Source organism: Silvimonas iriomotensis (genome assembly GCF_014645535.1).
Classification (GTDB): domain Bacteria; phylum Pseudomonadota; class Gammaproteobacteria; order Burkholderiales; family Chitinibacteraceae; genus Silvimonas; species Silvimonas iriomotensis.
In genome coordinates this window covers 403,783-429,448 of record NZ_BMLX01000001.1, presented here as the reverse complement: position 1 = coordinate 429,448, position 25,666 = coordinate 403,783, and the positions used below count along the sequence as shown (strand labels likewise).

20 protein-coding genes are annotated in these 25,666 nt (G+C 61.0%); 14 read left to right on the top strand and 6 right to left on the bottom strand.

The annotated features are described in order from the left end of the window. The first annotated feature begins 454 nt into the window (after positions 1-454). Both IEX57_RS01905 and IEX57_RS01900 read left to right on the top strand, forming a co-directional pair. Positions 455-1,381, top strand: a complete 927-nt coding sequence (locus tag IEX57_RS01905; RefSeq protein WP_188701774.1) for a hypothetical protein — start codon at positions 455-457, stop codon at positions 1,379-1,381. After that, entirely contained in the window at positions 1,369-2,361 is a 993-nt protein-coding gene (locus IEX57_RS01900; protein ID WP_188701771.1) for an aldose epimerase family protein, read from the top strand. Before IEX57_RS01905 ends, IEX57_RS01900 begins: the two co-directional genes overlap by 13 nt. Before the next feature lie 829 nt (positions 2,362-3,190). On the opposite strand, the gene pepF is transcribed toward IEX57_RS01900, so the two are convergent. Beyond that, positions 3,191-5,071 (bottom strand): oligoendopeptidase F, encoded by a 1,881-nt coding sequence (pepF, locus tag IEX57_RS01895; RefSeq protein WP_188701769.1) that lies wholly within the window; start codon positions 5,069-5,071, stop codon positions 3,191-3,193. Positions 5,072-5,391: 320 nt separating this feature from the next. On the opposite strand from pepF, the gene IEX57_RS01890 reads away from it, so the two are divergent. The 4 genes from IEX57_RS01890 (at position 5,392) to IEX57_RS01875 (ending at position 10,964) form a co-directional block, all read left to right on the top strand. Continuing rightward, positions 5,392-5,823 carry a hypothetical protein gene (locus IEX57_RS01890; protein WP_188701767.1) on the top strand — a complete coding sequence of 144 codons (432 nt, stop codon included), beginning with the start codon at positions 5,392-5,394 and terminating at the stop codon, positions 5,821-5,823. Positions 5,824-5,937: 114 nt separating this feature from the next. Further along, positions 5,938-7,155, top strand: a complete 1,218-nt coding sequence (sbcD, locus tag IEX57_RS01885) for an exonuclease subunit SbcD (protein WP_188701764.1) — start codon at positions 5,938-5,940, stop codon at positions 7,153-7,155. Beyond that, positions 7,152-10,574 carry an AAA family ATPase gene (locus IEX57_RS01880; protein ID WP_188701762.1) on the top strand — a complete coding sequence of 1,141 codons (3,423 nt, stop codon included), beginning with the start codon at positions 7,152-7,154 and terminating at the stop codon, positions 10,572-10,574. The genes sbcD and IEX57_RS01880 overlap by 4 nt, the downstream gene beginning before the upstream one ends. A gap of 63 nt (positions 10,575-10,637) precedes the next feature. After that, the gene (locus tag IEX57_RS01875; protein ID WP_188701760.1) at positions 10,638-10,964 is read left to right on the top strand and encodes a hypothetical protein; all 327 of its coding nucleotides are present in this window, start codon (positions 10,638-10,640) and stop codon (positions 10,962-10,964) included. 24 nt (positions 10,965-10,988) lie between these two features. Here IEX57_RS01875 and IEX57_RS01870 read toward each other — a convergent pair whose 3' ends face one another. Next, positions 10,989-11,366 (bottom strand): hypothetical protein, encoded by a 378-nt coding sequence (locus tag IEX57_RS01870; RefSeq protein WP_188701758.1) that lies wholly within the window; start codon positions 11,364-11,366, stop codon positions 10,989-10,991. 173 nt (positions 11,367-11,539) lie between these two features. Between IEX57_RS01870 and IEX57_RS01865 the strand changes: the two genes are divergently transcribed. Next, positions 11,540-12,169 (top strand): hypothetical protein, encoded by a 630-nt coding sequence (locus tag IEX57_RS01865; RefSeq protein ID WP_188701756.1) that lies wholly within the window; start codon positions 11,540-11,542, stop codon positions 12,167-12,169. 12 nt (positions 12,170-12,181) lie between these two features. Here the strand turns inward: IEX57_RS01865 and IEX57_RS01860 are convergent, their stop codons facing one another. Beyond that, entirely contained in the window at positions 12,182-13,228 is a 1,047-nt protein-coding gene (locus tag IEX57_RS01860) for an AAA family ATPase (RefSeq protein WP_229708603.1), read from the bottom strand. A 35-nt stretch (positions 13,229-13,263) separates the two neighbouring features. Here IEX57_RS01860 and tssA point away from each other — a divergent pair, with 35 nt between their 5' ends. From tssA to IEX57_RS01825, 7 genes are all read left to right on the top strand, one after another. Then, positions 13,264-14,547: a type VI secretion system protein TssA gene (tssA, locus tag IEX57_RS01855; RefSeq protein WP_188703435.1), complete on the top strand. Its 1,284-nt coding sequence runs from the start codon at positions 13,264-13,266 to the stop codon at positions 14,545-14,547. A 60-nt stretch (positions 14,548-14,607) separates the two neighbouring features. Then, positions 14,608-16,389 (top strand): type VI secretion system baseplate subunit TssF, encoded by a 1,782-nt coding sequence (tssF, locus tag IEX57_RS01850; protein ID WP_188701754.1) that lies wholly within the window; start codon positions 14,608-14,610, stop codon positions 16,387-16,389. After that, positions 16,386-17,432: a type VI secretion system baseplate subunit TssG gene (gene tssG / locus IEX57_RS01845; protein WP_188701744.1), complete on the top strand. Its 1,047-nt coding sequence runs from the start codon at positions 16,386-16,388 to the stop codon at positions 17,430-17,432. Before tssF ends, tssG begins: the two co-directional genes overlap by 4 nt. 41 nt (positions 17,433-17,473) lie before the next feature. Next, positions 17,474-17,998 (top strand): type VI secretion system lipoprotein TssJ, encoded by a 525-nt coding sequence (gene tssJ, locus IEX57_RS01840; protein ID WP_188701742.1) that lies wholly within the window; start codon positions 17,474-17,476, stop codon positions 17,996-17,998. Then, positions 17,995-18,408 (top strand): type VI secretion system baseplate subunit TssE, encoded by a 414-nt coding sequence (tssE, locus tag IEX57_RS01835; RefSeq protein WP_188701740.1) that lies wholly within the window; start codon positions 17,995-17,997, stop codon positions 18,406-18,408. The genes tssJ and tssE overlap by 4 nt, the downstream gene beginning before the upstream one ends. Before the next feature lie 124 nt (positions 18,409-18,532). Next, positions 18,533-19,360, top strand: coding sequence for a phytanoyl-CoA dioxygenase family protein (locus IEX57_RS01830; protein WP_188701738.1), 828 nt, complete (start codon positions 18,533-18,535; stop codon positions 19,358-19,360). Between the two features lie 26 nt (positions 19,361-19,386). After that, complete coding sequence (locus IEX57_RS01825; RefSeq protein ID WP_188701736.1) at positions 19,387-20,418, top strand: FkbM family methyltransferase; 1,032 nt, start codon at positions 19,387-19,389, stop codon at positions 20,416-20,418. 84 nt (positions 20,419-20,502) lie between these two features. On the opposite strand, the gene IEX57_RS01820 is transcribed toward IEX57_RS01825, so the two are convergent. The 3 genes from IEX57_RS01820 to IEX57_RS01810 all read right to left on the bottom strand — a co-directional run bounded on the left by IEX57_RS01820 (position 20,503) and on the right by IEX57_RS01810 (position 25,370). After that, positions 20,503-21,615, bottom strand: a complete 1,113-nt coding sequence (locus IEX57_RS01820; protein ID WP_188701734.1) for a ribonucleotide-diphosphate reductase subunit beta — start codon at positions 21,613-21,615, stop codon at positions 20,503-20,505. A gap of 125 nt (positions 21,616-21,740) precedes the next feature. Then, positions 21,741-22,328, bottom strand: a complete 588-nt coding sequence (locus IEX57_RS01815; protein WP_188701732.1) for a hypothetical protein — start codon at positions 22,326-22,328, stop codon at positions 21,741-21,743. A gap of 147 nt (positions 22,329-22,475) precedes the next feature. Continuing rightward, complete coding sequence (locus IEX57_RS01810) at positions 22,476-25,370, bottom strand: ribonucleoside-diphosphate reductase subunit alpha (protein ID WP_229708596.1); 2,895 nt, start codon at positions 25,368-25,370, stop codon at positions 22,476-22,478. Positions 25,371-25,666 lie beyond the last annotated feature (296 nt).

Below are 25,666 nucleotides of genomic sequence, written 5' to 3'. Positions count from 1 at the left end.
GATGGCTCGGCTGGCCTGATCTGCTACTTCGTCGCGAAGAACTGCGATGTTAGCGCCTGGCGGCGCGGGTGTTTACATGTCGGGGGTTGCCCGACAGCAAGTGCCTTTCTTTTGGGTCGCCAAAAGAAAGGCACCAAAGAAAAGGCGACCCCTGCGACTGCGCTCGCTACGCGAGTTCCCTGCGCTTCTCGCAAGGCGCGGCTGGCTCGCGTGTTCGGCCTGCGGCCTACCGCTTCGCCTTTGTCGCCGCGCCTTGCTGCGATGCTCGGCGCAGTCAAGGGGGGCAACGTCAAAGGCAACCGCAACGACAACTGCAACTGCAACTGCAACTGCAACGTCGAAAAATCGACGGCAACAACAGCTACTGCAGCATCCGCGCCGCGCGATTGTTTTGCCCTGCCGCTTTTCAGATCGGCCGGGTTTTATCAACCAACCAGACACACAGGACATCACCGTGATCAACGGCCACCGACAGCTGATCCAGACTAATTTCCATGGCTGGCAGGCCTGGCTGCTGGAGCAGGGCCCGCTCAAGTTGCATATCGTGCCGCAGGTGGGTGGGCGGCTGATGGGGATCAGTGTGAATGACGTGCAATTGGCCTATATCAACCCGGCGCTGGCCGGCAAAGTGCCGGATTTTGCCCCGCAACGCTGGGCGGCGCTGTGTGTGGATTGGGATTTTCCGCTATGGGGCGGTGGCAAGACGTGGATTGCGCCGGAAACGCGCTGGCCGCAAGGCAAGCCGCATCGTGATCTGGATAGCGGTAACTGGCTGGTCACGCAGACCTGGCTGGACGACACGAGCATGGGTATTGAAATGCAAAGCCCGGTTGACCGGGCCAGTGGCTTGCAGCTGACCCGGCGCATCACCCTGCCGGCTGGCGGCAGCACCTGGCGGATTGACCATGCCATGATCAATATGGGCGAACACACTTTGCACTGCGGTTTGTGGGATGTGCTGATGATGCTGCGCCCGGCCACGGTGTCGGTCCCGCGTCCGGCCAGCAGTCGCCATGAGCGTGATGGCGTACACCTGATGCCAGACAAAGGCCCGGTGGCAGATCTGTGGGCGCATGGCGTGCTGTTGCCGGCTGATCGGCGCACAGAGGTCGTCTGTGATGAAGCCCTGCAATTCAAAGTGGGTTTTGACAGCGACAACGGCGAAATGTGGGCCGACATTGATCTGCCCCAAGGCCAGTTCTGCTATCAGCGCAATTCGGTCATCCCCGCGCACGCCACCTGGGCGCACGGTCACCCGCTGGAAGTCTTCAACGCACAACACGCGCCCTATCTGGAAATTGAAACACACGCGCCGCTGGCCCACCTGAACCCGGGCGAGCGGGCGGACTACACGATTGAGGAAGCTGCATGGGCAATCTGAACAACCCTGGCTGGACCATCGACTGGGCCTGGGGTGAAGCCACGATCCAGGCGCTGGGCGGCATGCTGGCCCCGGTGAGCTTTGAACTGGATAACGGCCAGCGCATTCAACCCCTTCAGATCGCCCCATGGGGCGACACACCAGACCCCCAATGGCCCGGCGTGCTGCGCCAGTTGCGTGGCGAGTGGCCCTGTGTGCCGTTCGGCATGGCGCACGCGCCCAGACACACCGACCCGGCCTGGCCCAAAGCAGACGACGCCAACCCGCATGATCACGGCTACGGTGCCAATCATGAATGGCAACTGGTGCAGCAAACATCTGACGCCCTGACCGTCGCCATCAACTACCCCGCCGGAGACCCCGTCGCCCGGCTGGAGCGCGAAATCCGCCCCGACCCCGACAGCCCGGCCCTGACGGTGACGCTCACCATCCACGTGCGCCAACCCATCCGCCTGCCCGTGGCCCTGCACCCCACCTTTGCCGTGCCGCAAAGCGGCGTGGAAGTCATCGCCTGCCCGGTCGAGAGCGTGCACACCTACCCGGAACCCACCGAAACCGGCGTCTCGCGCCTGTTGCCGGATCACAGCGCCAGCAGCATCAACGCCCTGCCCGCCACCACCGGCACGCTGGACATCACCCGCTTGCCGTTGCCCTTTGCCACCGAAGAACTCTTGCAACTGCGCAACTGCAAACCACCCTTCGTACTACGCTACCCCGGCTGGCGCGCCCAGGTGGAACTGGACTGGGACACCAGCCAACTCCCCGACGCGCTGATCTGGGTCAGCAACGGCGGCCGCGCCTTTGCCCCCTGGTCCGGCCGCCACTACGCCCTCGGCGTCGAACCCCTTAACAGCTTCTTCGACCTCGCCCGCGTCCTCACCCCACCCGCCGACCACCCACTGGCCGACCGCGCCGGGCTGCTGATCCACCCTGGGCAACCGGCCATTATTCGCTACACGTTGAAAGCATCAGGACTGTGAAGGGTTAGCTGAGGCGGGGGAATTCGCGAAGCAATCCACCGCTGCCATGGTGGATTGTCGCTCCGCGCCGAATCCACCCTACGGTTGGCGTTTACATCCTTGCCCACCAAGGGGGCCGCCGAGGTCGGGAATGACGAGTCATTGGGGTACCCGTCGTGTAGATTTTGTCGTTGCCGTTGATTTTCGGGGTTGGGGTTGGGGTTGGGGTTGAGGTTGCTTTTGACCTACCTCCCCCTTGACTGCGCCGAGCATCGCAGCAAGGCGCGGGGTTTCGGCGGAGGGGTGTCTGAGCGAAGCGAGTTCCCGCAGCCAGCCGCGCCTTGCGAGAAGCACAGGGAACTCGCGAAGCGAGCGCAGTCGCAGGGGTCGCCTTTCTTTTGGGTACTTTTCTTTGGCGAAGCAAAGAAAAGTAACGTGCTCCGGGCACCCCCGGTATCAAAACCACCGCGCCGCAGGCGCTAACAAAACGGGTTCTCGCCCGCAAAGGCCACCTACGGCGGCCAACTGGATTCCTGCCTGCGCAGGAATGACGATGCAGTGGCGAAGCGAACAATACCTCCCTGCCATGACTCCAACTGGACTCCTGCCTACGCAGGAATGACGATGCAATGGCGAAGCGAACAATACATCCCTGCCATGACTCCAGCTGGATTCCGGCCTGCGCCGGAATGACGCGCCGATGGAAACATCAACGATACTTCCCCGCCCGAAGCCCTATCTCCCGCACCATCACCCGCACCCGCATCAGCACCAACACCAACACCAAAAAAAACGGGCATCTCAAAGACGCCCGCTCTTTCCCAACCCATTGCCCACCGGCAACACAACATCACTTCTGCGCAGTCAGCGCCTCAATCTCATCCATCGCCTTGTTCATCCGGCGAATCACCGCCCGATACGGCTCCGGCGATGCCAGATCAACCCCCGCCCGCTTCACGATCTGATACGGATCAGCCGAACCACCCGACTTGAGCATGGTGAAGTAACGATCCCGCAAGGCCAGGTCACCCTTCTCGATCCCCTCGGCAAAATACGCCGCCGCGCTGATCGAAGTCGCGTACTGGTACACATAGAAATCGTTATAGAAGTGCGAGACAAACTCCCACTCAGACCCATACAGATCATCAATGTGCATCACGCCTTCGGCATCGCCCTGGTAGCGCTTCAACAAGTCCAGATAAATCTTGCTGAAGTCAGAACCCGACAGCGCCTTGTCTTGCTCCAGCGCCTCATGCGCCTTGTATTCGAACTCGGCAAACATGGCCTGGCGGAAGAAGGTAGCGCGCAAGAGTTCCAGTTCCTGGTTCAGCGCAAACACCTTCTCGGCCTTGGTACTGGCGTGGTCGGCGACGTAATCGGCCAGCAGCATCTCGTTGGTGGTCGAAGGGATTTCTGCCACGAAAATGGAGTAATCCGCCGTCGGGAACGGTTGGGCGCCGTTGGCCAGCACGGTGTGCATGGCGTGGCCCCATTCGTGGGCGACGGTGGACATGCTTTCGTAGTCGCCGTTGAAGGTCATCAGCACAAACGGATGCACGTCATATGCAGCGCCATTCATATAGGCGCCAGACTGTTTGCCGCGCTGGGGCTGCGCATGCATCCAGCTTTTGCCAAACGAGGACGCCAGCGTGTTGACGTAGTCCTGACCCAGCGGCGCCACGGCTTTGAGCGTGGTCGCTTCGGCTTGCGCCAGCGTATAGCGCGGCGACTTGGTGGTCAGCGGCACGTACACATCCGGGTAACCAGCTTGCTTCAGACCCAGCAGGCGTGTGCGCAGCTTGAGGTAACGGTGCAGCGTCGGCAGGCCGGCGTTGGTTTCGGCAATCAGCGTTTTGTAGACGGCATCCGGCGTGTTTTCGTTGGCCAGTTTCATGTCCAGCACGCTGGCGTAATGCCGTGCATTGGCCTTGAAGATTTCACCGCGGATATGGCCGGCGTAGCTGGCACCCAGCGTACGCTCGTAGGCCTTGAACACGCTCCAGAAGGCCTTGAACACTTGCTGGCGCACTTTCGGATCAATGTCCGCGCGCAGCAAGGTGTAGGTGCCTTGATCAAGCGTGTAGGTCTTGCCGCGTACGGTAATTTTGGGGAATGGCAGGTCCGCGTTGGTCAGCAGGTCAAACACCTGGCGCGTGCCGTCCAGCGGGCGCTGGGCTGCGGCCAGCAAGGCTTCAGATCTGGCGTCCAGCGTATGCGGGGTCAGGCGCAAGGCGTTCTGGATGAAATACGAGAACTGGCCCAGCGCCGGTTCTTGTTTGAGCCAGGCGTCGATCTTGTCCGCGCCAATGGCGGAGATCTCCGGGTTGATGAAAGAAGCCGCTTCATCCAGCTGCGCATCAACCGAATACGCCTGTTGCGCGCGCGACTGGGCGGCATCATCCAGGGTGTTGGCATCGGCTTGCAGGCTGGCGTAGACCTCCATGCGCCACATACGGCGGCGCAGATCAAACATCTGCCCCAGCGCGGCAGCCAGGCTTTGCGGATCTTTGCCCAGCGTGCCCTGACGGGCTTTCAGTGCGGGCAGGTCAGCAACAATGGCCAGGCGTTCGGCATCCCACGCGGCGGTGGTCGGGTACAGCGGGGTCAAGTCCCAGACTGCGGGCGGGTTGGCAGTGGCGGCGGCAGTTTGGGTTGTGGTGGTGGCAGCGGTAGCAAAAACAGGGGAAAGCAACGCCACAGCCAGCGTGGCGGCAAGAACGGTCATCTTCATAAGTGGACGGACTCTGGATAAGGGTCGGGACTTGCAGCAACACCGGGTGCGGTGCCGTGCGGCAAAAAACTGCTCGATTTTGCCTCAGCCGTCTGTATCGCACCGATTTGCAGGTAATGAGCGTGTCATATTCGTCATACGCCCCGCGCAAGTGGAATAAAACGGCAGGCCGGCGCGTTGCACCGACACCGTCTGGTAAAGCCTGATCTCGTCTGCCAGGCTGGATGGGCAGTCAAAAAAACAGCCGTCTGCTGCGCAAATCTGCTGGTCTGCCTACCCGGCCGGGCCAGTCTTGCCATCGCCACAAAAGGACACGGGCCATGATCCCGATTACGCGTCGCTTCAGTCATCCTCCCACCCCTGCCGTACTGCGCCTGCTGGCTGGCGCCGCCTGCCTTGCCATCATGGCCGGTTGCGCTTCGGTCAGCGCCAACAGCACCCAATACGTCGGCGCCCCGCGCCCGCCCGCCACCGACCCCGCCAGCGTGCAGATTCTGCGGGCAGAGCCCACAAGACCGTTTGATCGTCTGGGCGAGATCAATATCGAAGCCTCGACCGACCCCGCGCCACCTGTGCAGGACATCGAAGCCAAAGTGCGCGACGAAGGCGCTAAACTGGGCGCTGATGCCGTGGTGGTCGTGCTGGACCGCATTGAACCCACCGGCGTGTGGGTGTCCGGCCCATGGTGGGGGCGCAGTGTCGATACCATTACCGGGCGCAAGCTGATTGGTGTTGCCATCAAGTACCGCTGAAAACCGCAGGGTGGATGAAGCAGATCATCCACCCTTTTTTATCGCGCTCCCCATCCCCTGCCAACCCACGTAAAATCCCTGGTATTCCCGCCCCAGACAAGGCACTCACCGCGCATGCGGATACTGCACACCTCAGACTGGCATCTTGGCCAGCATTTCATGGGCAAGACCCGCCAGACCGAACACCAGGCCTTGATCGACTGGTTGCTGGCCCAGGTGACCGAACACCAGATTGATGCCGTGCTGATTGCGGGCGATATCTTCGACACCGGCGCGCCGCCCAGTTACGCGCGGGAGTTATACAGCAGCCTGATCGTGCGGCTGCATGATCTGGGTGCGCATCTGGTCATCCTGGCGGGCAACCATGATTCCGTCGCCACGCTGGCAGAAAGCAAAACCTTGCTGGCCAGGCTGGGTACGACGGTCATTCCAGGCGTGGCCGACAATCCGGATGACCAGGTTCTGGTGCTGCGCCAGCGCAATGGGCAGCCCGGCGCGCTCATCTGCGCCATCCCCTACATCCGCCCGCGTGAAGTACTGCAAAGCCAGGCCGGCCAGAGCGCCGACGAGAAACAACAGAATCTGCAAGAAGCCATTGCCCTGCTATACCGCCAGACCTACCAGCACGCCGTACACAAGCGCGCCGAACTGGGCAGCGCTTTACCCATTGTGGCGACAGGCCACCTGGCGGTGATTGGCGCCAGCGCGTCCGAGTCAGTGCGGGAAATCTATGTCGGCAGCCTGAAAGCCTACCCGGCCGATGCCTTCCCGCCCGCCGATTACATTGCGCTGGGCCACATTCACCGCCCGCAAGACTGCGGCCAGGCGCATATCCGCTATTGCGGCTCGCCCATTTCGCTGAGTTTTGACGAGGCCAATCAAGCCAAACAAATGCTACTGGTTGAGCTGGATGAAACCGGCCTGCGCCAGATCACACCGCTGGCCATCCCCTGTTTCCAGCCGCTGGCCAGCGTTCGCGGCACGCTGGCAGACTTGCCCGGCGCAATTGCCAAAGCCGCCGTCGCAGGCAGCACCCAGACCCCGGTCTGGCTGGAAGTCGTAATCACCGCTGAGGACTACCTGAGCGACCTGCAAGCGCGGGTTGAAGAAATCTGCACCGGCCTGCCGGTGGAAGTCTTGCGCTTGCGGCGCGAGCGCGGCCAGAACGCGGCCAGCCTGCAAACCAGTGCCAAAGAAACGCTGGATGAACTCAGCCCGGATGACGTCTTTGCCCAACGCATCGCCCCGGAAACCCTGGAAGAGCCGCTGGCGCAACAACTGAAAGCGCGTTACCGGCAGGTTCTGGCCGAACTGATGGAGCCGGATGCATGAAGATCCTCACGCTGCGGCTTAAAAACCTGAACTCGCTCAAGGGTGAGTTCAAGATCGACTTCACCACAGAGCCCTTCAACCACAACGGCCTGTTTGCCATTACCGGGCCCACTGGCGCCGGCAAGACCACGCTGCTGGACGCGTTGTGTCTGGCGCTGTACCACCAGACGCCGCGCATGGACGTGATCTCGGCCAAAACCAATGAGGTCATGACCCGGCATACGGCAGATTGCCTGGCTGAAGTGGAATTTGAAGTCAAAGGCAAACGCTACCGCGCGTTCTGGAGTCAGCGCCGCTCCCGCGATAAACCGGATGGCGCGCTGCAAGCGCCAGTCGTGGAGCTGGCCGATGCCGACGGCAATATTCTGGCCACGCGCATCAACGACAAACTCAAGCTGACCGAAAGCATCACCGGCCTCGATTTTGGCCGCTTTACCAAATCCATGCTGCTGGCCCAGGGCGGTTTTGCGGCCTTTTTGCAAGCCGACGCCAACGAGCGCGCGGCCCTGCTGGAGCAACTGACCGGCACGGAAGTCTACGGCCTGATCTCGCAGCGCGTATTTGAACATACGCGGGATACCCGCATCGCACTGGAGCAACTCAAGGCCCGTGCAGAAGGTGTGGCACTGCTAAGCGACGCCGATCGCGATGAACTCACCACCCGTGCCGCAGCGCTGGCGGCCGAGGAAGTTGCCAGCAACCAGCAACGCGAACAAATACAGCAACAGCGCCAATGGCTGGATCAGGTGTTGCAAGCCACCCGGCAACAAGCCAGCGCCCATCAGGCCCAGCAAGATGCCGAGACCGCGTTGTACGACGCGCGGGCAGACCTGGCGCGGCTGGCCGCCGCAGAACCCGCTTTCAAGCTGCGCCCGATGTATCTGGCACTGACCAGCGCCAGCCATACCCTGAACCAGACAACACAGACGCTGCACACCGCCACGACGGCGCACACACAAGCGCTGGCTGAACAAGCTGACTGGCGCTGGCAGGCGACCCAGCGTGCCGGGCAACTCGTGCGCATCGGCCAGCATGCGCTGGCGCAGATCGAACAACAGCATGCCACCCTGAGCGCCAGCCAGGCGGCGCATCCGCAGCATGCACAACTGGCGGCACATCTGACGGGCTGGCAGGCGCAACTGGCTGTCCGCCAGCAATTGCGCCAGGAAATCACCGACCAGGAAAACCGGCTGCAAAGATTCACCAGCACCCTGCAGGGGCTGGACCAAGAACTGCAACAACGCACCCAGGAGTCGCGCACCGCACAGACCGGGCACACCCGCCTGGCCGCTGAGTTGCAACACAGCCAGACCGCGCTGGCCGATTGCCTTGCCGGGCAGCCCGAATCCGCGTTGCGGCAACAGTGGCAACAACTGGAGAACCTGCGCACGCAGGCCGAGCGGCTGGAACAACTGGCGGCCCAGCGCGCCAGACTGAATGCCGAATCGGCCCGGATATCCGACACCCAGGCCAGCCTGAACGAACAGACCAGCGCGTTGACCCAACAGCGTGATGTTCTGCGCGCGCGCTTTGTTGAAGTCAAACAGCAGGTTGCCGACAAACAAAAACTGCTGGAACAGGAACAACGCATCCAGGACCTGACCGCCCTGCGTGCACAACTGCAACCGGGCGAAGCCTGCCCGCTGTGCGGCGCCACTGAACACCCCGCTGTGGCGCATTACAACGCGCTGGATGTCTCTGCCACGCGCCAGGCCTTGACGGACAAACAGGCCGAACAAGAACAGGTTGAAGAACAGGGCCGCAAGCTGTCTACCGACCTTGCCACCCTGGCCGAACGCAATACGCACGCCGGCGCACGCCTGCAAGCCATTACCCTTGAAAGCACACAGCTGGATACCGACTGGCAACGCAGCGCCGGCCACTTTAACCCGCCACCTGCCAACCACAACGCCCTGCCCGCGCTCAAGGCCGGACTGGCGCAGCAACTGGCACAGATTGGTCAGCGCTTGACCCAGCTGGACCAGTTGAACGCACAACTGGGCAAGCAGCGCGATGCGCTGGCCAGTCATGACCAGGCGTTGCAGGCGCTGACTCAGCAGATTGCCGTTTTGCAGCAACGCGTACAAAACGGCCAGGCCCAGATCAAGGAAACCGGCACGGCGATCAAAACGCAGCAATCACGCCTTGCCGAGACTGAAACCACCTTCCGGCAACAATTGGCCGCACTGGGTTATGACTTGCCCGGTATCGAGCACACCGCCGGCTGGCTGGCCGCGCGTGAAGCCGAAGCAGCGCAATGGCAAGACGCCGCCAACCGCCTGCAAGCGCTGGAACGTGATCAACTGGCCGCCCGCAACACGCTGCAACAGGCGCAGGCCGAGGCCGCGCAATGGCAGCAAAGCTGGGGTGACAGCCCGCAGCCAGCCGCCTTGCCTGATGTAGCAGACCCGCAGGCGGAGCTTGCCCATGCCGCGCAACAACTGGATCAAGCTCGCCAGCGCGCCCACGCCCTGGCCGGCCAGATCGAGACGCTGACCACGCTGCAAAGCGCGCAAACATCGGCTCAGGCGCAAGCCGCAGCAGACTGGCACGCGGCGCTGTCGGCCAGCCCGTTCGCAGATGAAAACGCCTGGCAAACCGCCGTACTGGATGAATCGACCCACCAGCGGCTGCAGGCACTGAAGCAACAGCTGGACAAAACACTGACCGAAGCGGCCGCACTGTATACCAGCGCCGCGCGTCATCTGGCCCAGTTGAACGCCGCGCCGCAAACCACGCTTAGCGCCGAGGAGCTGGAAACCCATTGGCAAAACGTGCTGGCGCAGATCAAGGCGCTGGCCCAGCAGCAAGGCGAAATCCATGCGCAATTGCAAGGTGACGCCCAGCGTCGGGAAAACCAGCAAGCCCTCTTCGGGCAGATCAGCGCGCAACAGGCCGAATACGACATCTGGCAGCATCTCAACGGCTTGATCGGCTCGGCCGATGGCGCCAAATATCGCCGCTTTGCCCAAGGGCTGACGCTGGATCACCTGATCCATCTGGCCAACCGCCAACTGGCCCGTCTGCATGGCCGGTATCAGCTGGTGCGCAAAACGGGCGGCGAACTGGAAATGGCCATCATCGATAGCTGGCAAGGCGATGTCGTGCGTGACACGCGCACGCTTTCTGGCGGCGAGAGCTTTCTGGTCAGCCTGGCACTGGCGCTGGCGCTCTCTGACCTCGTCAGCCACAAGACTTCAATCGACTCGTTATTTCTTGATGAAGGCTTTGGCACGCTGGATGGCGAAACGCTGGACATGGCGCTGGATGCGCTCGACAGCCTGAACGCCACCGGCAAGATGATCGGCGTGATCAGCCACGTGGATGCGCTCAAAGAACGCATCCCGGTGCAAATCCGCATTGGCAAAGGCCACGGCTTTGGCTATTCGGGGATCGAAACCGGCTTGTACCGGCGCTAGCCGCACCGGGAAAAACGTGGATCTATAATCGTCATATTGCCATTCTGCGCCAGGAGGCGTGGCATGCCGCACGACATTCCAGCAGCCCCCAAACGGCAACTGTCACCGCATATCCTGCCCACGGCGTGCACCATGATTGGGGTCTGTACCACGCTGATCGGGCTGGTGAAAGTGGCGGAAGGCCATATCGGGCCCAGTCAGGTGGACGAATACACCTCGCTGGACATGCTGCTGTTCCTGGCCAGCGCCATGCTGTCGTATTGTTCCATCCGCCGCGCTGACACCTCACGCATCGGGGCCAGGCTGGAACGCTGGGCCGATCAATGCTTCATGGCCGGCCTGATTGGCCTGGCACTGATCGCCCTGTTTTTTGCCTATGAACTGATCTGATCCTGACTGGCCCGCGCCGCCTGCTTAGTTGGCCAGCAGCCGATCGTGCTGCTGCTGGTTGACCACCCGCCGCTTCACTTGTCTGATTTCTGCCAGCATGACCTTCAACTGATCCATGGCCAGTTGTTCATCGTCATTGAGCTTCAGTTGCGGCTCAAGATGTTTGATCAGCACGTCCAGCGCATCGCCCATGCGGCCAAGCTGCTTGCCGTAACTGGCCACATCTTCCAGCACCGTGGCTTCCACTTGCGGGTTGGAAGAATGGCCCAGATTGATATTCACCAGCCCGAACTGGCCACCCATGACCTTGAAGTAAGCATTCCACGGGTTGATGGCCTGTGTCACCGCACCAGAAAACGGCAAATTGAACGGTAAATTAACCGCGCGATTGAATGTTGCCATGCTGATCTCCATTTAATGATCCAGACTGATCCAACATAGCCGCTGGCTTTTACTCACGCGCCTGAACGCAACCACATTAAAGCCAGGCGGCAGCACAACCGGCCCCACCCGGGTCAACGCCTCTGGCCGCCGGTTCGTTACCTTTTCACAGCCTTGCCATCAAAGTGATCACCATGAAGTTTGCCTTTGCCAGCCTGCCCGCGATCTTGCTCTGTACCTTGTGCTACGCCGCAGACAGCGACGCGCCCAATATCGCGGCCGGCGATACCTGGCGTTATCAGGACGTCTCTGAAACCGCCAGTGGCAGCAACCAGATCACCAAGCAGATCACCGTCACCCGCGTGGCAGACGGCCGCATCGAATACACCTTGCAGCAAAACGACGTCACCCAGACGCGCACCGCCCAGGCCGACTGGGGCCGGGTGCTCACCGTGAACGGCCAGGATCGTGTGATTGATCGGCCGCTGTTCTTTCCGGTCGAACACGGCCAGACCTGGAATCTGCATTCTGCCGGCCCGGTCTCGGAGCACGGCAACGCCACAGAAGTACGCGATGAGCAATACAGCGTCGATGGCGTGGAAATGGTCAATGTCGCCGCCGGCCGCTTCAAGACCTTCCGGATCGAGGCCCAGGCGCAGTGGACCATCGAACCTGGCCATATCCGTGGTCACAGCAGCCGCACGCTCTGGTACGCACCGGACGCCAAGCGCTGGGTGAAAGCGGAAGAAACCACTTTTGACGCCAACGACCAGCAGCGCGCGCATGTCAGCGAAGAACTGGTGTCAATGAAGGTGGCGCCGTAAAGCGCCACCGGTTTACTCCAGCGCCAGCACGGGTTGGGCAGCCTGCTCGTCCCAACGCAAGGCAATCAACGCAGGCGGCTGGCCGTGTTCTGCCTGCCATTGCAGCAACGCCCGTGACATTTCCGGCAGTATTTGTTGATCCAGCATATGGCTGACCGCGCGGGCGCCAACATCGGCATTAAGGCAGCACGCCGCAATGGCAGTGCAGACTGCCGGATCAAACTCAAGCCGTCCGCGATAATGGCGGGCAACCCGCTGCTGCAGTTTCTGCAGTTTTAGCTGTACCACCAAAGCCAGCGCCGGCTGGCTCAAGGGCCGGTAGTAGACGGCCTGGAACCGCGCCAGCAAGGCAGGCTGGAAATACTCAACCAGCAAAGGCCTGATCGTTGTATCCAGTTCTGCCGCAGTCGGCATGGCATCGCCCTCATGCGCCAGCATGATCTCATCGGCGCCCAGATTGGACGTCATCAGGATGACGGTATTGCGAAAATCGATCTCCCGCCCTTCGCCATCGCGCATGAAGCCACGATCAAATACCTGGTAAAACAGGTTCAGCACATCGCGATGGGCCTTCTCCACCTCATCAAGCAAGACCACAGAGTATGGGTGCTGGCGCACGGCCTCGGTCAGCACCCCGCCCTGACCATACCCGACATAGCCCGGGGGCGAGCCCTTGAGTTGCGAGACGGTATGCGCCTCCCGGTATTCCGAAAGATTGATGGTAATGAGCGCGCGCTCGCCGCCAAACAGCAGATCAGCCAGCGCAAGCGCCGTTTCTGTCTTGCCTGTGCCAGAAGGCCCCACCAGCAAAAACATGCCCCCCGGGCCTTCACCCGTTTGCAGGCCGGTTCTGGCCGTGCGCAAACTACACGCCAGCTGCTGCAGGGCTGAATCTTGCCCGACTACCCGCTGCCCCAACCGGGACTCCAGCTCCAGCAAGCCGGTTTGCTCATCCTTGAGCAGTGTTTCCAGCGGGACGCCGGTCCAGTCCGCAATCACGTTGGCCACCACGGCCGGATTGACCTCTGCATGAACCAGCGCGGGCTGGCTTTTTTGCAAAGCAGCCAGCGCTTCACGCAGCGGAATGATATCGCCTGGCCGATGGCCTGGAGCTGATTGCCGCCCTGCTGGCGCACTATCCGGACACCATCTTGCCGCACCGGCCAGAAAGCCGAAAAGCCGCGCTGGAATGGCTCAACGGTGAGCGTTTTCAGGTCTTTCTGGCGCGCGCGCCCGCGTCTGCAACAGATGTACAGCGCGCCTGCTCTGCGCTGGCGCTGATTGAGCAATCTCTTGCCGCCTGGGACGAGGCGGTCAGGCCTGACCTGCACCCATTGTTATATCGCTTTGAGGCGCTGGGTGAAGCGGCCGGCAACGATGCTGGCGGCAACGTGCCTGCCGCGCAAGACGCCACGCAAACCGGCACGGCCATCAAACAGGGTGAAATTGGTTCTTCGCGTGATCTGCTGGATCGGGGTCGTGAAATGGCCGTGTTTCTGCGCCGCCAGGCCGAGGGCTACCTGCCTGCCTACCGCCTGCTGCGTTGCGTGCGCTGGGATACCGTCACCAGCCCGCCGCCGCATGATGGACAAGGCCGCACCCGCCTGCCGCCGCCGCGCCAGGATCTGCAACAGCATCTGAAACGGCTGGTGCTGCAGCAACAGTGGCATGAGCTGCTGGAGCGCGTGGAGCTGGCGTTTGCCGAAGGCGCTAATCATTTCTGGCTGGATTTGCAGTATCTGGCCTGGCAAGCGCAAGGCCAGGCGGGCCCGCTTTACGCTGGCTGGCAAGACATGCTGCTGACTGATTTTGCGCAAATGCGCGACCGGCTGGCCGGCGTAGAACGCCTCAGTTTCAGCGATGGCACTCCGTTTGCCGATGACAGCACGCTGGAGTGGATTTCCCGCCACGCCGTCATCCGTGATCTGGAGGCGGGCGACAGCATTGTGCAGCCGCCGCCTGGCGTCAGCGATTCAGACTGGCAAAACACCGTGGAACTGGCCAGCGCTACCGCAACGGAAAAAGGGCTGGAAGCCGCCTGGCAATGGGTACGCGACCTGCCGCATGTCCCGGGCGCGCACCAGCAATGTCTGCGCACGCTGTTGATGGCCCAACTGGCGGAACAGCATGGTCGCAGCGATATGGCATTGCATCTGCTGACCGAGCTGGACGGCATGATCGAAACATTCCGGCTTGATCAGTGGGCGCCCGCGCTGGCGTTCGAGATCAAGGCCCAGCAATGGCGCGTGTTGCAACAGCGGGCGCAGCGCAAGGATGTGGACAAGATCACCCTGCAGCAGCGGCTTGAACATGTGCATGGCGCGCTGGCGGCGCTGGACCCGGTCCGCACCTTGTCGCTGGGCCTGCCCACGCGCTGAACGCCCGCCTTCCCTCCGGTCCGCGCGACCGGCATGAACTGAACCTGTCACTGGCATTGTATGGACGACACCATTCTCAAGTACTACGAAGCCGAAATGCGCTATCTGCGCGAAGCCGGCCGCGAATTTGCCCAGGCCCATCCGGACCGGGCGGCACTCTTGAACCTGGACCGCGTAGGGGAACGCGACCCGTTTGTAGAGCGTTTGTTTGAAGGCTTTGCGTTTCTCACCGGGCGTTTGCGGCAAAAGCTTGATGACGATCTGCCCGAGCTGACCGAAGGCCTGATGAGCCTGCTGTGGCCACATTACCTGCGCATGATTCCATCGCTGACCGTAGTGGAATTGACGCCGCAGATGCAGGCGCTGCAGCACAGTGAATCCGTCCCGCCCGGCCTGGAGCTGCGTGGCACACCGGTCGCGCCCAGCCAGGTGCGCTGCCTGTACCGCACGACGCAAGCCGTGCCGTTATTGCCGCTGAACCTGATCGAAGCCAGTCCGGTTATCCGCAACGATGGTCGTTCTGCCATCCGTTTGCGCTTTGCACTGGAAGGCCAAGGCAAACGCGAACAGCTTGATTTCTCGCGCATCCGGCTGTTTATCAATGCCGATGCCCCGGTCGCTTGCGCCCTGCGCTTGGCACTGACCCGGCAGGTCCACCATATCGAGGCCCGCGCCACCGGCACGACCACCGACGCTGCCATTCAGGCGCTCTCTGCCGGTTTGCGCATGGAGCCGGCCGGGTTTGGCGCGGATGAACGCCTCTGGCCCAAGGCCGACAATGCCTTTGGCGGTTATCAGCGGCTGCTGGAGTACTTCACCTTCCGCGAAAAATTCATGTTCCTGGATTTGTGCGGGCTGCAGATCACCAAAGTGCCGGGCGATGCGGACTGGCTGGAAATCGACATCGTTCTCAATCAACGTTACCCGGCAGACATGCCGTTCTCGGCAGAACAGATCCGCCTGCACTGCACGCCGGCCATCAATCTGTTCGAACTGGAAGCCGAACCCATCCGCGTTGATCACATGGAGCCGGAATACCGCGTGATCCCCATGCTGCGGGAAGATGCGCCGATCGAAACCTGGTCGGTCGATGCCGTGCAATCGTTCGACCATACCGACAGCAGCCGCCACAGCTACACGCCGTTTACCAGTTTCCGGCATCGGGGCGGCATGCTGCGACATGACACACCGGAGCGGTATTTTCATACGCGCGTGCGGCGTGGCGCGTCGGGGCTGCATGATACCTGGCTGGTACTGGGTGGCCACGCCTGGCAGACGCAAACCCGGTTGCCGGTCGAAACCCTGTCGCTGCGCGTCACCGGCACCAACGGCCTGTTGCCGCGCAAGGCGCTGCGTGAATCGCAGATTCTGGATATGACGGTGGGCTACCCTTGCGTGGCCCGGGTCCGCAATATCACCGCCCCCACCCTGCCCGTTTACCCGCCCACCGAAGACCGCTTTCACTGGCGCGTGCTGTCGCACCTGGCGCCCAACTATCTGTCCTTGATGGATGCCGAAGTCCTGCGCGGCACGCTGGCCCTGTATGACTGGACCGACGATGAAATGAACCGCCGTCGCCTGCAAGGCATCGTCGCCGTGGCCCACCGGCCCTTGATGCGGGTGGAACAAGGCTGCGTGCTGCGCGGTGTCGAGATCACCGTGACCCTGGACAGCCAGCACTTTGCCGGTGAGGGTGATGTCGATCTGTTCGGCGAACTCCTGCACCGTTTTCTGGCCGCGTACGCCGATATGAACCTGTTCACGCAACTGGTGCTGCTGTGCCAACCCAATGGCAAACGGCTGACGTGGGCGCCGGATACCGCCCCGGTGGTGACCTTATGAACGCCAGCGCCAGATCCGGGTTTCAAAGCTGGCGGCCGGTTGTCACGCCTGTCACCGGCGAGGGCCTTGTTCCCACCCTGTTGCGTCGCGCCAGCGGGTTCAATTTCTACCAGTTCTGCGAACTGCTGGATCGCGCCCAGCCCGGCCGGCCACCGTTAGGCAGCGCAGATTCACCTGCTGCAGATCCGGTACGGTTCCGCTCTTATCCCGGGCTGGGTTTCCCCGGCAGCGAACTGGCCGGGGTGCAGGTTGATCCGGATCGGCCCGATGCCCCGCCCGCGGTGCGCACCACGTTTCTGGGGTTGTACGGCGTGGATGCCCGCATGCCCTGGTATCTGCTTGACGATATTTCCACTCGCCGCGAAGGGCACGAGGCGCTGCAAGGTTTTCTGGACCTGTTCCACCACCGCATTGTCACGCTGTATTACCGGGTCTGGCGCAAGTATCGCTACCCGGTCAGTTTTGAACGCGGCGCCACAGACCGTACCTCCACCTCTTTACTGGGGCTGGTCGGGCTGGGCATACACCAGCCGGACGAACATATCTGCGCCCGTTTCATGGCCTTGCTGGGCCAGGGCGGGCAACGCACCCGCACGGCGGAAGGCCTGGTTGCCGTGGTGCGCGCCACGCTGGCCTGCCAGCAGGTGACCGTGGAATCCTGCCACCCGGTCACACGCCTGCTGGAAGAACCCGCCCGGCTGGGCAACGCTGTGCTGCGAGCTGGCACGCTGGTACTGGGGCAACGCCTGACCGACCGTAACAGCACCGTGCGCGTCTTGATCACGCCCGCGCCTGAGGCCGACCTGCCCGCGCTGCTGCCCGGCGGTGCCACGCATACCGAGCTATTGCAAATGCTGCGCGTCTATCTGGGCTACAAGCTCGATGCCGAACTCGTGTTGCGGCTAGACCCGGCACAGCTGCCGCCATCGCAACTGGGCAAGTACGCGCCGCGGCTCGGCCTGACCGCCGTGAACGGCAAGCCTGCGCCGGGCAGACCGTTTGATATCCGCCTGGGCCGTTATAGCGGCTTTGCTGTGGCTTGACCTTGTTACCCCGTTTTCTGGATAACCCGATGAAACCCTTCATGAAACCCGTCCCCTGCCTTGCCGCACTCAGTCTGGCTTTGTTACTGGGTGCTTGCGGTGCGGTGCAGACCGTCAAACAAGCCTCGGTCAGCACTGCCCGCGCCATCTTCATTGCGCAGACACTGACCCTGAAACTTGATCTCGTCGCCCGGGAAAGCATCAACAGCGATGACAAGGATCAACCCATGTCCGTGGTGGTCCGCGTGTACCAGCTCAAAGACGGCAAAGCACTACAAGATGCGCCCTACGACAAAATCCTGGCCGACGACAACACAGTCCTCAAAGACACCCTGGTTGCCCGCAAGGAACTGCTGCTGCGCCCCGGTGCCACCGTCAGCCTGGACGAACCACTGGACCAAACCACGCAAGCTGTCGGCGTGGCGGTGTTCTTTCGCAAGGAAAACAAGGACAACACCTGGCACGTGATGATCCCGCGCGCTGACCTGTCTGATGACAAGCCGGTCAGGCTGTCGGTCACCGGCTACACCATCAAGCGCGATCCGCCCCCCAAGGCCAATACATGAGCGGCCCGGGTTTGTATGAACGCTTGCTGGGCAGCTTTGCCGACGGCACCCCGGTAGACGAATACGACGACAAGACGCAGACCATCCTCAGCGTCATGGACAACATCCAGTGCGTGCTCAATACGCGCGCCGGCAGCCTTTCGCACTTGCCCGAGTACGGCTTGCCTGATCTGACCAGCATCTACCGCGAACTGCCTGCCAGTGCGCACCGCCTGAAACGGATGATTGAATCGACCCTGCTGCAATACGAACCACGGCTGCAGGCAATCGAAATCGAACTGAAAACGCCCGATGACGAAGCCATGCTCAGTTACATGCTGATCTGCCATCTCAAACAAACTGGCCTGGTGCGATTTGGCACGTGGTTCATGCCAGATGGCCGGGTACGGTTGAGGCGGCATAGCGCATAAAAGAAGGCCAAAAAACGACAGATTGCCGCGCCTGGGCTCCTGCTGGCTGCAATCGCGTGGCCGCTTGCTCGGTGGCTGACACCGGCGTGTACAATCATGCAATGCTTACAGACGGGATGGCAGCATGAGTACCGAACAGTCTTTCAGCGCCTACGGGGTGTCTGAGCAACTTGAGCAAGCGGACCAGATCGACGAGGCCATTGCCGAACTGCGGATCAACGGCTACACCACGCTCGCCAGCGGTTTCAGCGCAGAATTCATCGAATCGCTCAAAGCCGGTCTTGACCGGGCCTATGCGAAACAGATTGCCGAAATCGGCACTGAGTCAGACCTTCTGAAAATCAACGATGCCGACATTGCACGTTGCATGCTGTCTTACGAGCCCGACTTCCTCACGGTCGCCACAGCGGCACCGTTGATGGAGCTCACGCGGCGTTTTCTGGGGCCTGAATTCGTGCTGATGATGCAGAACGGCATCATTAACCGGCCGGACCGGGAAAACTATCAGGCCAGATGGCACCGGGATCTCAACTACCAGCACTGGACCAGTTCAAAGCCGATGGCGATGAACGCGCTGCTCTGTATTGATGAATTCACCTTTGAAAATGGCGCCACTTTCGTGCTTCCCGGCACGCATCACGTTGCGCCTTTTCCGACCGATGCCTTTGCCCGGAAATTTGAAAAGCAGCTCGCAGTACCGGCAGGCTCGTTTCTGATTCTGGACGCCATGGTCTTTCACCGGGCCGGGATCAACCAGTCCGCTCACGTTCGCCGCGCGGTAAACCATGTCATCGGCTTGCCGTTCATGGCGCAGCAGATCGATATTCCCAGCGCAATGAGCCGGACCGGCGCCGCTGTTCCCGACGATCCGGCCATCCGGAAATATCTGAATTTTCGCTGGGCGCCTGCCGCTGATGCCATCGAGTGGCGCCAGCGGCGGATTGTCCGCTAGAACGCCACATTTTCTGGAGTGCAGTAATGCTGACTGGGTTATACGGGGCAGGATTTCTTGGCCGCAAAATCGGGCAAGCCATCGACGCACCGTTCATCTTTGTCGATGACACACCGGCCAAACTCGGCACCGTCATTGACGGGCACGAGGTCACCAACCTTGATCTGTTTGCCGCGCGCGCGCCTGCTGAACCGCTGGTGCTGTATGTGTGCATCTACCAGCCCGGGTTCTCGTACCTGAACAAGCGTGCCGAGATTCATGCGCGCTACCCCGACCTGGATGTGCGCCCGTTTACGAGGCTATTTCACGCCGCGGCATCCAGCGTTCTGCCTTATCTGTTCTTCGAAGCGCCAGCCCGGTTGCGTGAAAAACTGGGCCGCTATGAGTACATCAGCCAGCTTTTCAGCGACGATCTATCGCGCAGCACGCTGTCTGGTCATCTGGCGTTCAGGCTCACCGGGGAGTTCGAACAGATTGTCTCGAGCGCACGTCGCGATGTCCCCTTCCTGCTTGATGCGCTGTCCCCCGCAGTCACCTATATCGATGCCGGCGCATTTGATGGCGATACGGCCGAAGAGTTTGTCAGCATGACCGGTGGCCGGTTCGGGCATCTGTGCCTTGTTGAGCCGGATGCAAACAACATTGCGCGCGCGCAACAGCGGCTGGCAGGCCTCGTCCAGCCCGACCGTGTCACTTTCCGCCAGGAAGCGGTTTCTGACGTGCGCGGCATGATGGGTTTCAATGCCCTGGGCTCGGTTGGATCAGCGCTGGATGCCGGCGCTGAAGACCAGGTAAACACCGCCTTGCTCTCTGATTTCGATAAAGAGGGCCAGCTTTACTTCAAGCTCGACATCGAGGGCGCCGAAGTCCCTGCGCTTCGCGCATCGCTTGATTTCATCGCCGCCCGCCGCCCGTTCATGGCAATCAGCGTCTACCACCGTCCAGACGATCTGCTAGATGCCATGACGCTGCTGGAAGGCATCGACGGCTACAGGTTCTACCTGCGTTGCCACGGGCCAGCGGGAGAAGACCTGATGCTTTACGCTATTCCGGCATAACCGGTTTCAGCGCCTGCCATAGCTGGCCAGGCACAAAAAAAAGCCCCGCACATGCGGGGCTTTTTGTTCACGCGGATCTTCGGATCAATCCCAGCTCAATGCACCGCCGGTTTGATATTCGGTCACGCGGGTTTCGAAGAAGTTCTTTTCCTTCTTCAGGTCGATCATTTCGCTCATCCACGGGAACGGGTTGTTCACGCCCGGGAACATGGCTTCCAGACCGATCTGCTGCAGACGACGGTTGGCGATAAAGCGCAGGTATTCCTTGAACTGCGACGCGTTCAGGCCCAACACGCCGCGCGGCATGGTGTCTTCGGCGTAGGCGTATTCCAGTTCAACGGCTTTCTTGAAGAGGTCATAGATTTCGTTCTTGAACTCTTCCGTCCACAGTTGCGGGTTTTCCTGCTTGATGGTGTTGATCAGGTCGATGCCGAAATTGCAGTGCATGGACTCGTCACGCAGGATGTACTGGTACTGTTCGGCAGCGCCGGTCATCTTGTTCTGGCGGCCCAGCGCCAGGATCTGCACAAAGCCGACATAGAAGAACAGACCTTCCATGATGCAGGCAAACACAATGATGGAACGCAGCAGTTGCTGGTCGGTCAGTTGCGTGCCGGTCTTGAATTCCGGGTCAGTCAGGACATCAATGAACGGGATCAGGAATTGATCCTTGTCGCGGATGGATTTGATTTCCTGATAGGCGTTGAACACTTCGCCTTCTTCCAGACCCAGGCTTTCCACGATGTACTGGTAGGCGTGGGTGTGAATGGCTTCGTCAAAGGCCTGGCGCAGCAAGAACTGGCGGCATTCCGGGCTGGTGATCTGGCGATACGTACCCAGCACGATATTGTTGGCGGCCAGCGAGTCGGCAGTCACAAAAAAGCCGAGGTTACGCTTGACGATGCGGCGCTCATCTTCGGTCAGGCCGTTGGGGCTCTTCCACAGTTCGATGTCGCGCTGCATGTTCACTTCTTGCGGCATCCAGTGGTTGGCACATTGGGCCAGATACTTTTCCCACGCCCATTTGTGCTTGAACGGGACCAGCTGGTTGACGTCAGTCGTACCGTTGATCACGCGCTTGTCCGCCGCACGAACGCGGTTGCTGGTGGCAGCAGCCGGGGCAGTGGCGCCTTGTGCTGCAGGCGCAGCCGGTTGGGCGGGCTTGGGGGTGATGATGTCGTCGTCAAAACTCAGCATGGGTCTGCTTTCCTCTTTTACAAATCTTCAAAATTCAAAAGTATTTCAATGGCAACCGGCAAGCCGGCGGTGCGTCTGGTACCCGATCCATCGTCTGGCCGGGCCGTGGTTCAGAAAGCGCGCCGTTACTGCGCAGGCTGCACTGTCTGGCTTGCCGCAGCGTCAAGCGGCCGCGGCAATCTGATCTGGATATTGCTGGTATCCGGCACCCCCCACATCACCTTGATGTGGTTGAAGTCTCGCTGGTGCGCATCCTTCAGCGTGGCGGTGGGCTGGAAATTCACGTCCACGTGGACTTCGCCCAGGTACACCACTTCGCCCGCTTTCACGTCAAACCCCTGGTTCAGCGGCAAGCGGCCAATGCGGCGGCTCATGTCCATGCCCGGGTTACCCCAGCGCGTCCATGTGTCCGTCATGGTGTAGTGGCCTGGCGGCAGCGTTAACAGCTGCAGCTGGCCGGTGGTGTCCGGCACGTCACCCGCATCGCGGATGTAGTTGTTATTGTTGGCAAAAAACTCTTTACGGCCCCACGGGCCTTCCACCACCACACTGGTGACAGTGGTGTCATGGTCCAGGCTGTTGAAGGTCACGGCCAGAATGCCGTACGCCTGCCCTGCCGGCGGGACCATTGCCCCTGCTGTCGACATTTGCGGACGAGCCGCGCAGGCACTTAACAGCCCGATACAACACAGCAACAACACGCGTTTGAACATGACCTGGCCCCTTGTACGTGGCTATATCGGCCCCTGGCCGACACAGACACCCGGACTCTGCTTGGACTGTTTATCTGGCGGTTTGTTGCCCCGCCCGGCAGATGGGCCAACAGCCCGGCGATGCGGCCGGGCTGTGGCAACAGGCTTTTACTGGCAAGCCTCGCACTCTTCAAAGCCAGGATCACCCGGGCGCAGGTAGCATGCGGCGCCTTCGGCTTCCGGCATCTCGGCAACCGCTGCAGCGGCCGATGCGGCTGCGATTGGTGCGCTGCTGACGGATGCTGCGGCAGAGAGGCCACCATCAACCGGCACGGCGTTCAACTCGCCGCCACGACCGGTGGATTTTTCTGCGCTGGTTGCAGCCAGGGTACGCAGATAGTAGGTGGTCTTCAGGCCACGCAACCAGGCGTGCTTGTAGAGTTCATCCAGCTTCTTGCCCGATGCGCCGGCCATGTAGATGTTCAGGCTTTGGGCCTGGTCAATCCACTTCTGGCGGCGGCTGGCAGCTTCAACCAGCCATTTCGGGTCCATTTCAAATGCAGTGGCGTACTGTTCGCGCAGGTCAGCCGGGATGCGGTCGATGCGGGAAACAGAACCGTCGAAGTACTTGAGGTCAGAGATCATGACTTCATCCCACAGACCGCGTTCTTTCAGATCATGCACCAGGTGCTCGTTGATCACGGTGAACTCGCCAGACAGGTTCGATTTCACGAACAGGTTCTGGTAGGTCGGTTCGATCGAGGCATCTACGCCAACAATGTTGGAGATGGTCGCAGTCGGGGCGATCGCCAGGCAGTTGCTGTTACGCATGCCGTAGGTGGCAATGCGTTCACGCAACGGAGCCCAGTCCAGCTTGCTGCTGCTGTCCACTTCCAGGTAGCCACCGCGCTCTTCGGCCAGCAAGGCGTTGGAGTCTTGCGGCAGGATGCCACGATCCCACAGGCTGCCCTTGTAGCTCGGGTAGGTGCCGCGTTCTTGTGCCAGTTCGGTCGATGCCCAGTAGGCGTGATAAGCGATGACTTCCATCGATTCATCAGCAAACTGGATCGCCGCGTCAGATGCGTACGGAATACGCAGCATGTGCAGCGCGTCCTGGAACGCCATCAGGCCCATGCCCACCGGGCGGTGCTTGAGGTTGGACGTGCGGGCTTTGCGCACGGCGTAGTAGTTGATGTCGATCACGTTATCGAGCATGCGCATGGCGGTCTTGACCGTGCGACCAATCTTGTCGGCGTCCAGCTTGCCGTCCTTGATGTGGTTGGACAGGTTCACCGAGCCCAGGTTACATACGGCGATTTCGTTGTCGTTGGTGTTCAGCGTGATTTCCGTGCACAGGTTGGAGCTGTGAACGACGCCAACGTGATTCTGCGGGCTGCGGATGTTGCTCGGGTCCTTGAAGGTCACCCACGGGTGGCCGGTTTCGAACAACATGGTCAGCATCTTGCGCCACAGGGTCAGCGCCGGCAGCTTCTTGGCCACGCGCATTTCACCGCGGGCCGCCTTTTCTTCGTAACGGGTGTAGGCCTCTTCAAACTTCTTGCCGTACAGATCGTGCAGGTCCGGCGCTTCAGACGGGCTGAAGAGGGTCCAGTCGGCGCCTTCCATCACGCGCTTCATGAACAGGTCAGGAATCCAGTTGGCGGTGTTCATGTCGTGGGTACGACGGCGATCATCACCGGTGTTCTTGCGCAGTTCCAGGAATTCTTCGATGTCGGCGTGCCAGGTTTCCAGGTAGGCGCAGACCGCGCCCTTGCGCTTGCCGCCCTGGTTCACGGCGACGGCGGTATCGTTCACCACCTTCAGGAACGGCACCACGCCTTGCGACTTGCCGTTGGTGCCCTTGATATGGCTACCCAGCGAGCGCACCGGGGTCCAGTCGTTGCCCAGACCGCCGGCAAACTTGGACAGCAGCGCGTTTTCTTTCAGCGCTTCGTAGATGCCATCCAGATCATCGGCCACGGTGGTCAGGTAGCAGCTGGAGAGCTGGCTGCGACGGGTACCGGAGTTGAACAGCGTCGGGGTGCTGGACATGAAGTCAAACGTGGAGAGCACGTTGTAGAACTCGATGGCGCGCGCTTCGCGGTCCACTTCGTTCAGCGACAGGCCCATGGCGACGCGCATGAAGAACACCTGCGGCAGTTCAATGCGAGTGCCATGCACGTGCAGGAAATAACGGTCGTACAGGGTTTGCAGGCCCAGGTAACCAAACTGGTAGTCACGCTCGTGCTTGAGCGCAGCGCCCAGGCGAGCCAGATCGAACTGGGCGAGTCTTTCGTCCAGCAGTTCGTTCTCGATACCCTTCTTGATCAGCGCCGGGAAGGCTTCGGCGTACACGGTCGCCATGTCTTCGTGGCTGGTTTCTTCGCCCAGCACTTCGCGGCGGGCGACGTCCAGCAGCAAACGTGCGGTGACAAAGCTGTAGGCCGGATCGATTTCAATACGACCGCGCGCAGCCAGAATGGCCGACTTGTGGACTTCAGCCACCGGCACGCCGTCGTACAGGTTCTTGAGCGTTTCGGCCAGGATGGTTTCCTGGCTGGTGATCTTCTCGAAACCCAGGCAAGACGATGCAATCAGCGACTTCAGGCGGGCCACATCCAGCGGGCGGCGGCTGCCGTCTTCCAGCGTGACGTTGACCACGGCGTGCTGTTGCGGGGTGACTTCGTGGCTTTCGGTATGGGAAGCACGTTCTGCCTTGCGCTGTTCGCGGTACAACACGTAGGCGCGGGCGATGTCATGTTCGCCAGAACGCATCAGGGCCAGTTCAACCTGATCCTGGATGTCTTCAATATGAATAGCGCCACCTTCAGGCTTGCGACGCATCAGCGCGCTGACCACTTGCTCGGTCAGGGCCTCCACGCGTTCACGCACAGCAGCGCTGGCCGCAGCCTGATTCCCGTGAACGGCGATATAGGCCTTGGTCACGGCAACCGTGATCTTGGACGGCTCGAACGGCACGACACCACCATTGCGGCGGATGGTCTTGTACAGTTCGTATCGGCTCTGTTCGTTGTTGATCGGGGTATCTACGGCTTCGGTCATGCGGCTTCCTGTGGTGCTATCCAGTGTGGCGTACATTTGGGTGTGTTCCCTCTGGCCAGGTGTTAAATCTGGCCGCATTTCTTCACAAATCAAGGACTTGAAAAGACAGGCGGCCGAATGTGGATAAGTCTGTGAATAAATTGTGAAGAACCACTACATCTTGTGGTCCCTGGTTGGATTCGACACAAATACTAGGGGAAGCGAGGCCGCTAGCGCAACCGGAAAAAGATGTGATATTGGCGACGGGCGGACATAAAAATGTCACGGTTTTCCCGCAAGCCTTTATTCATGCGGCA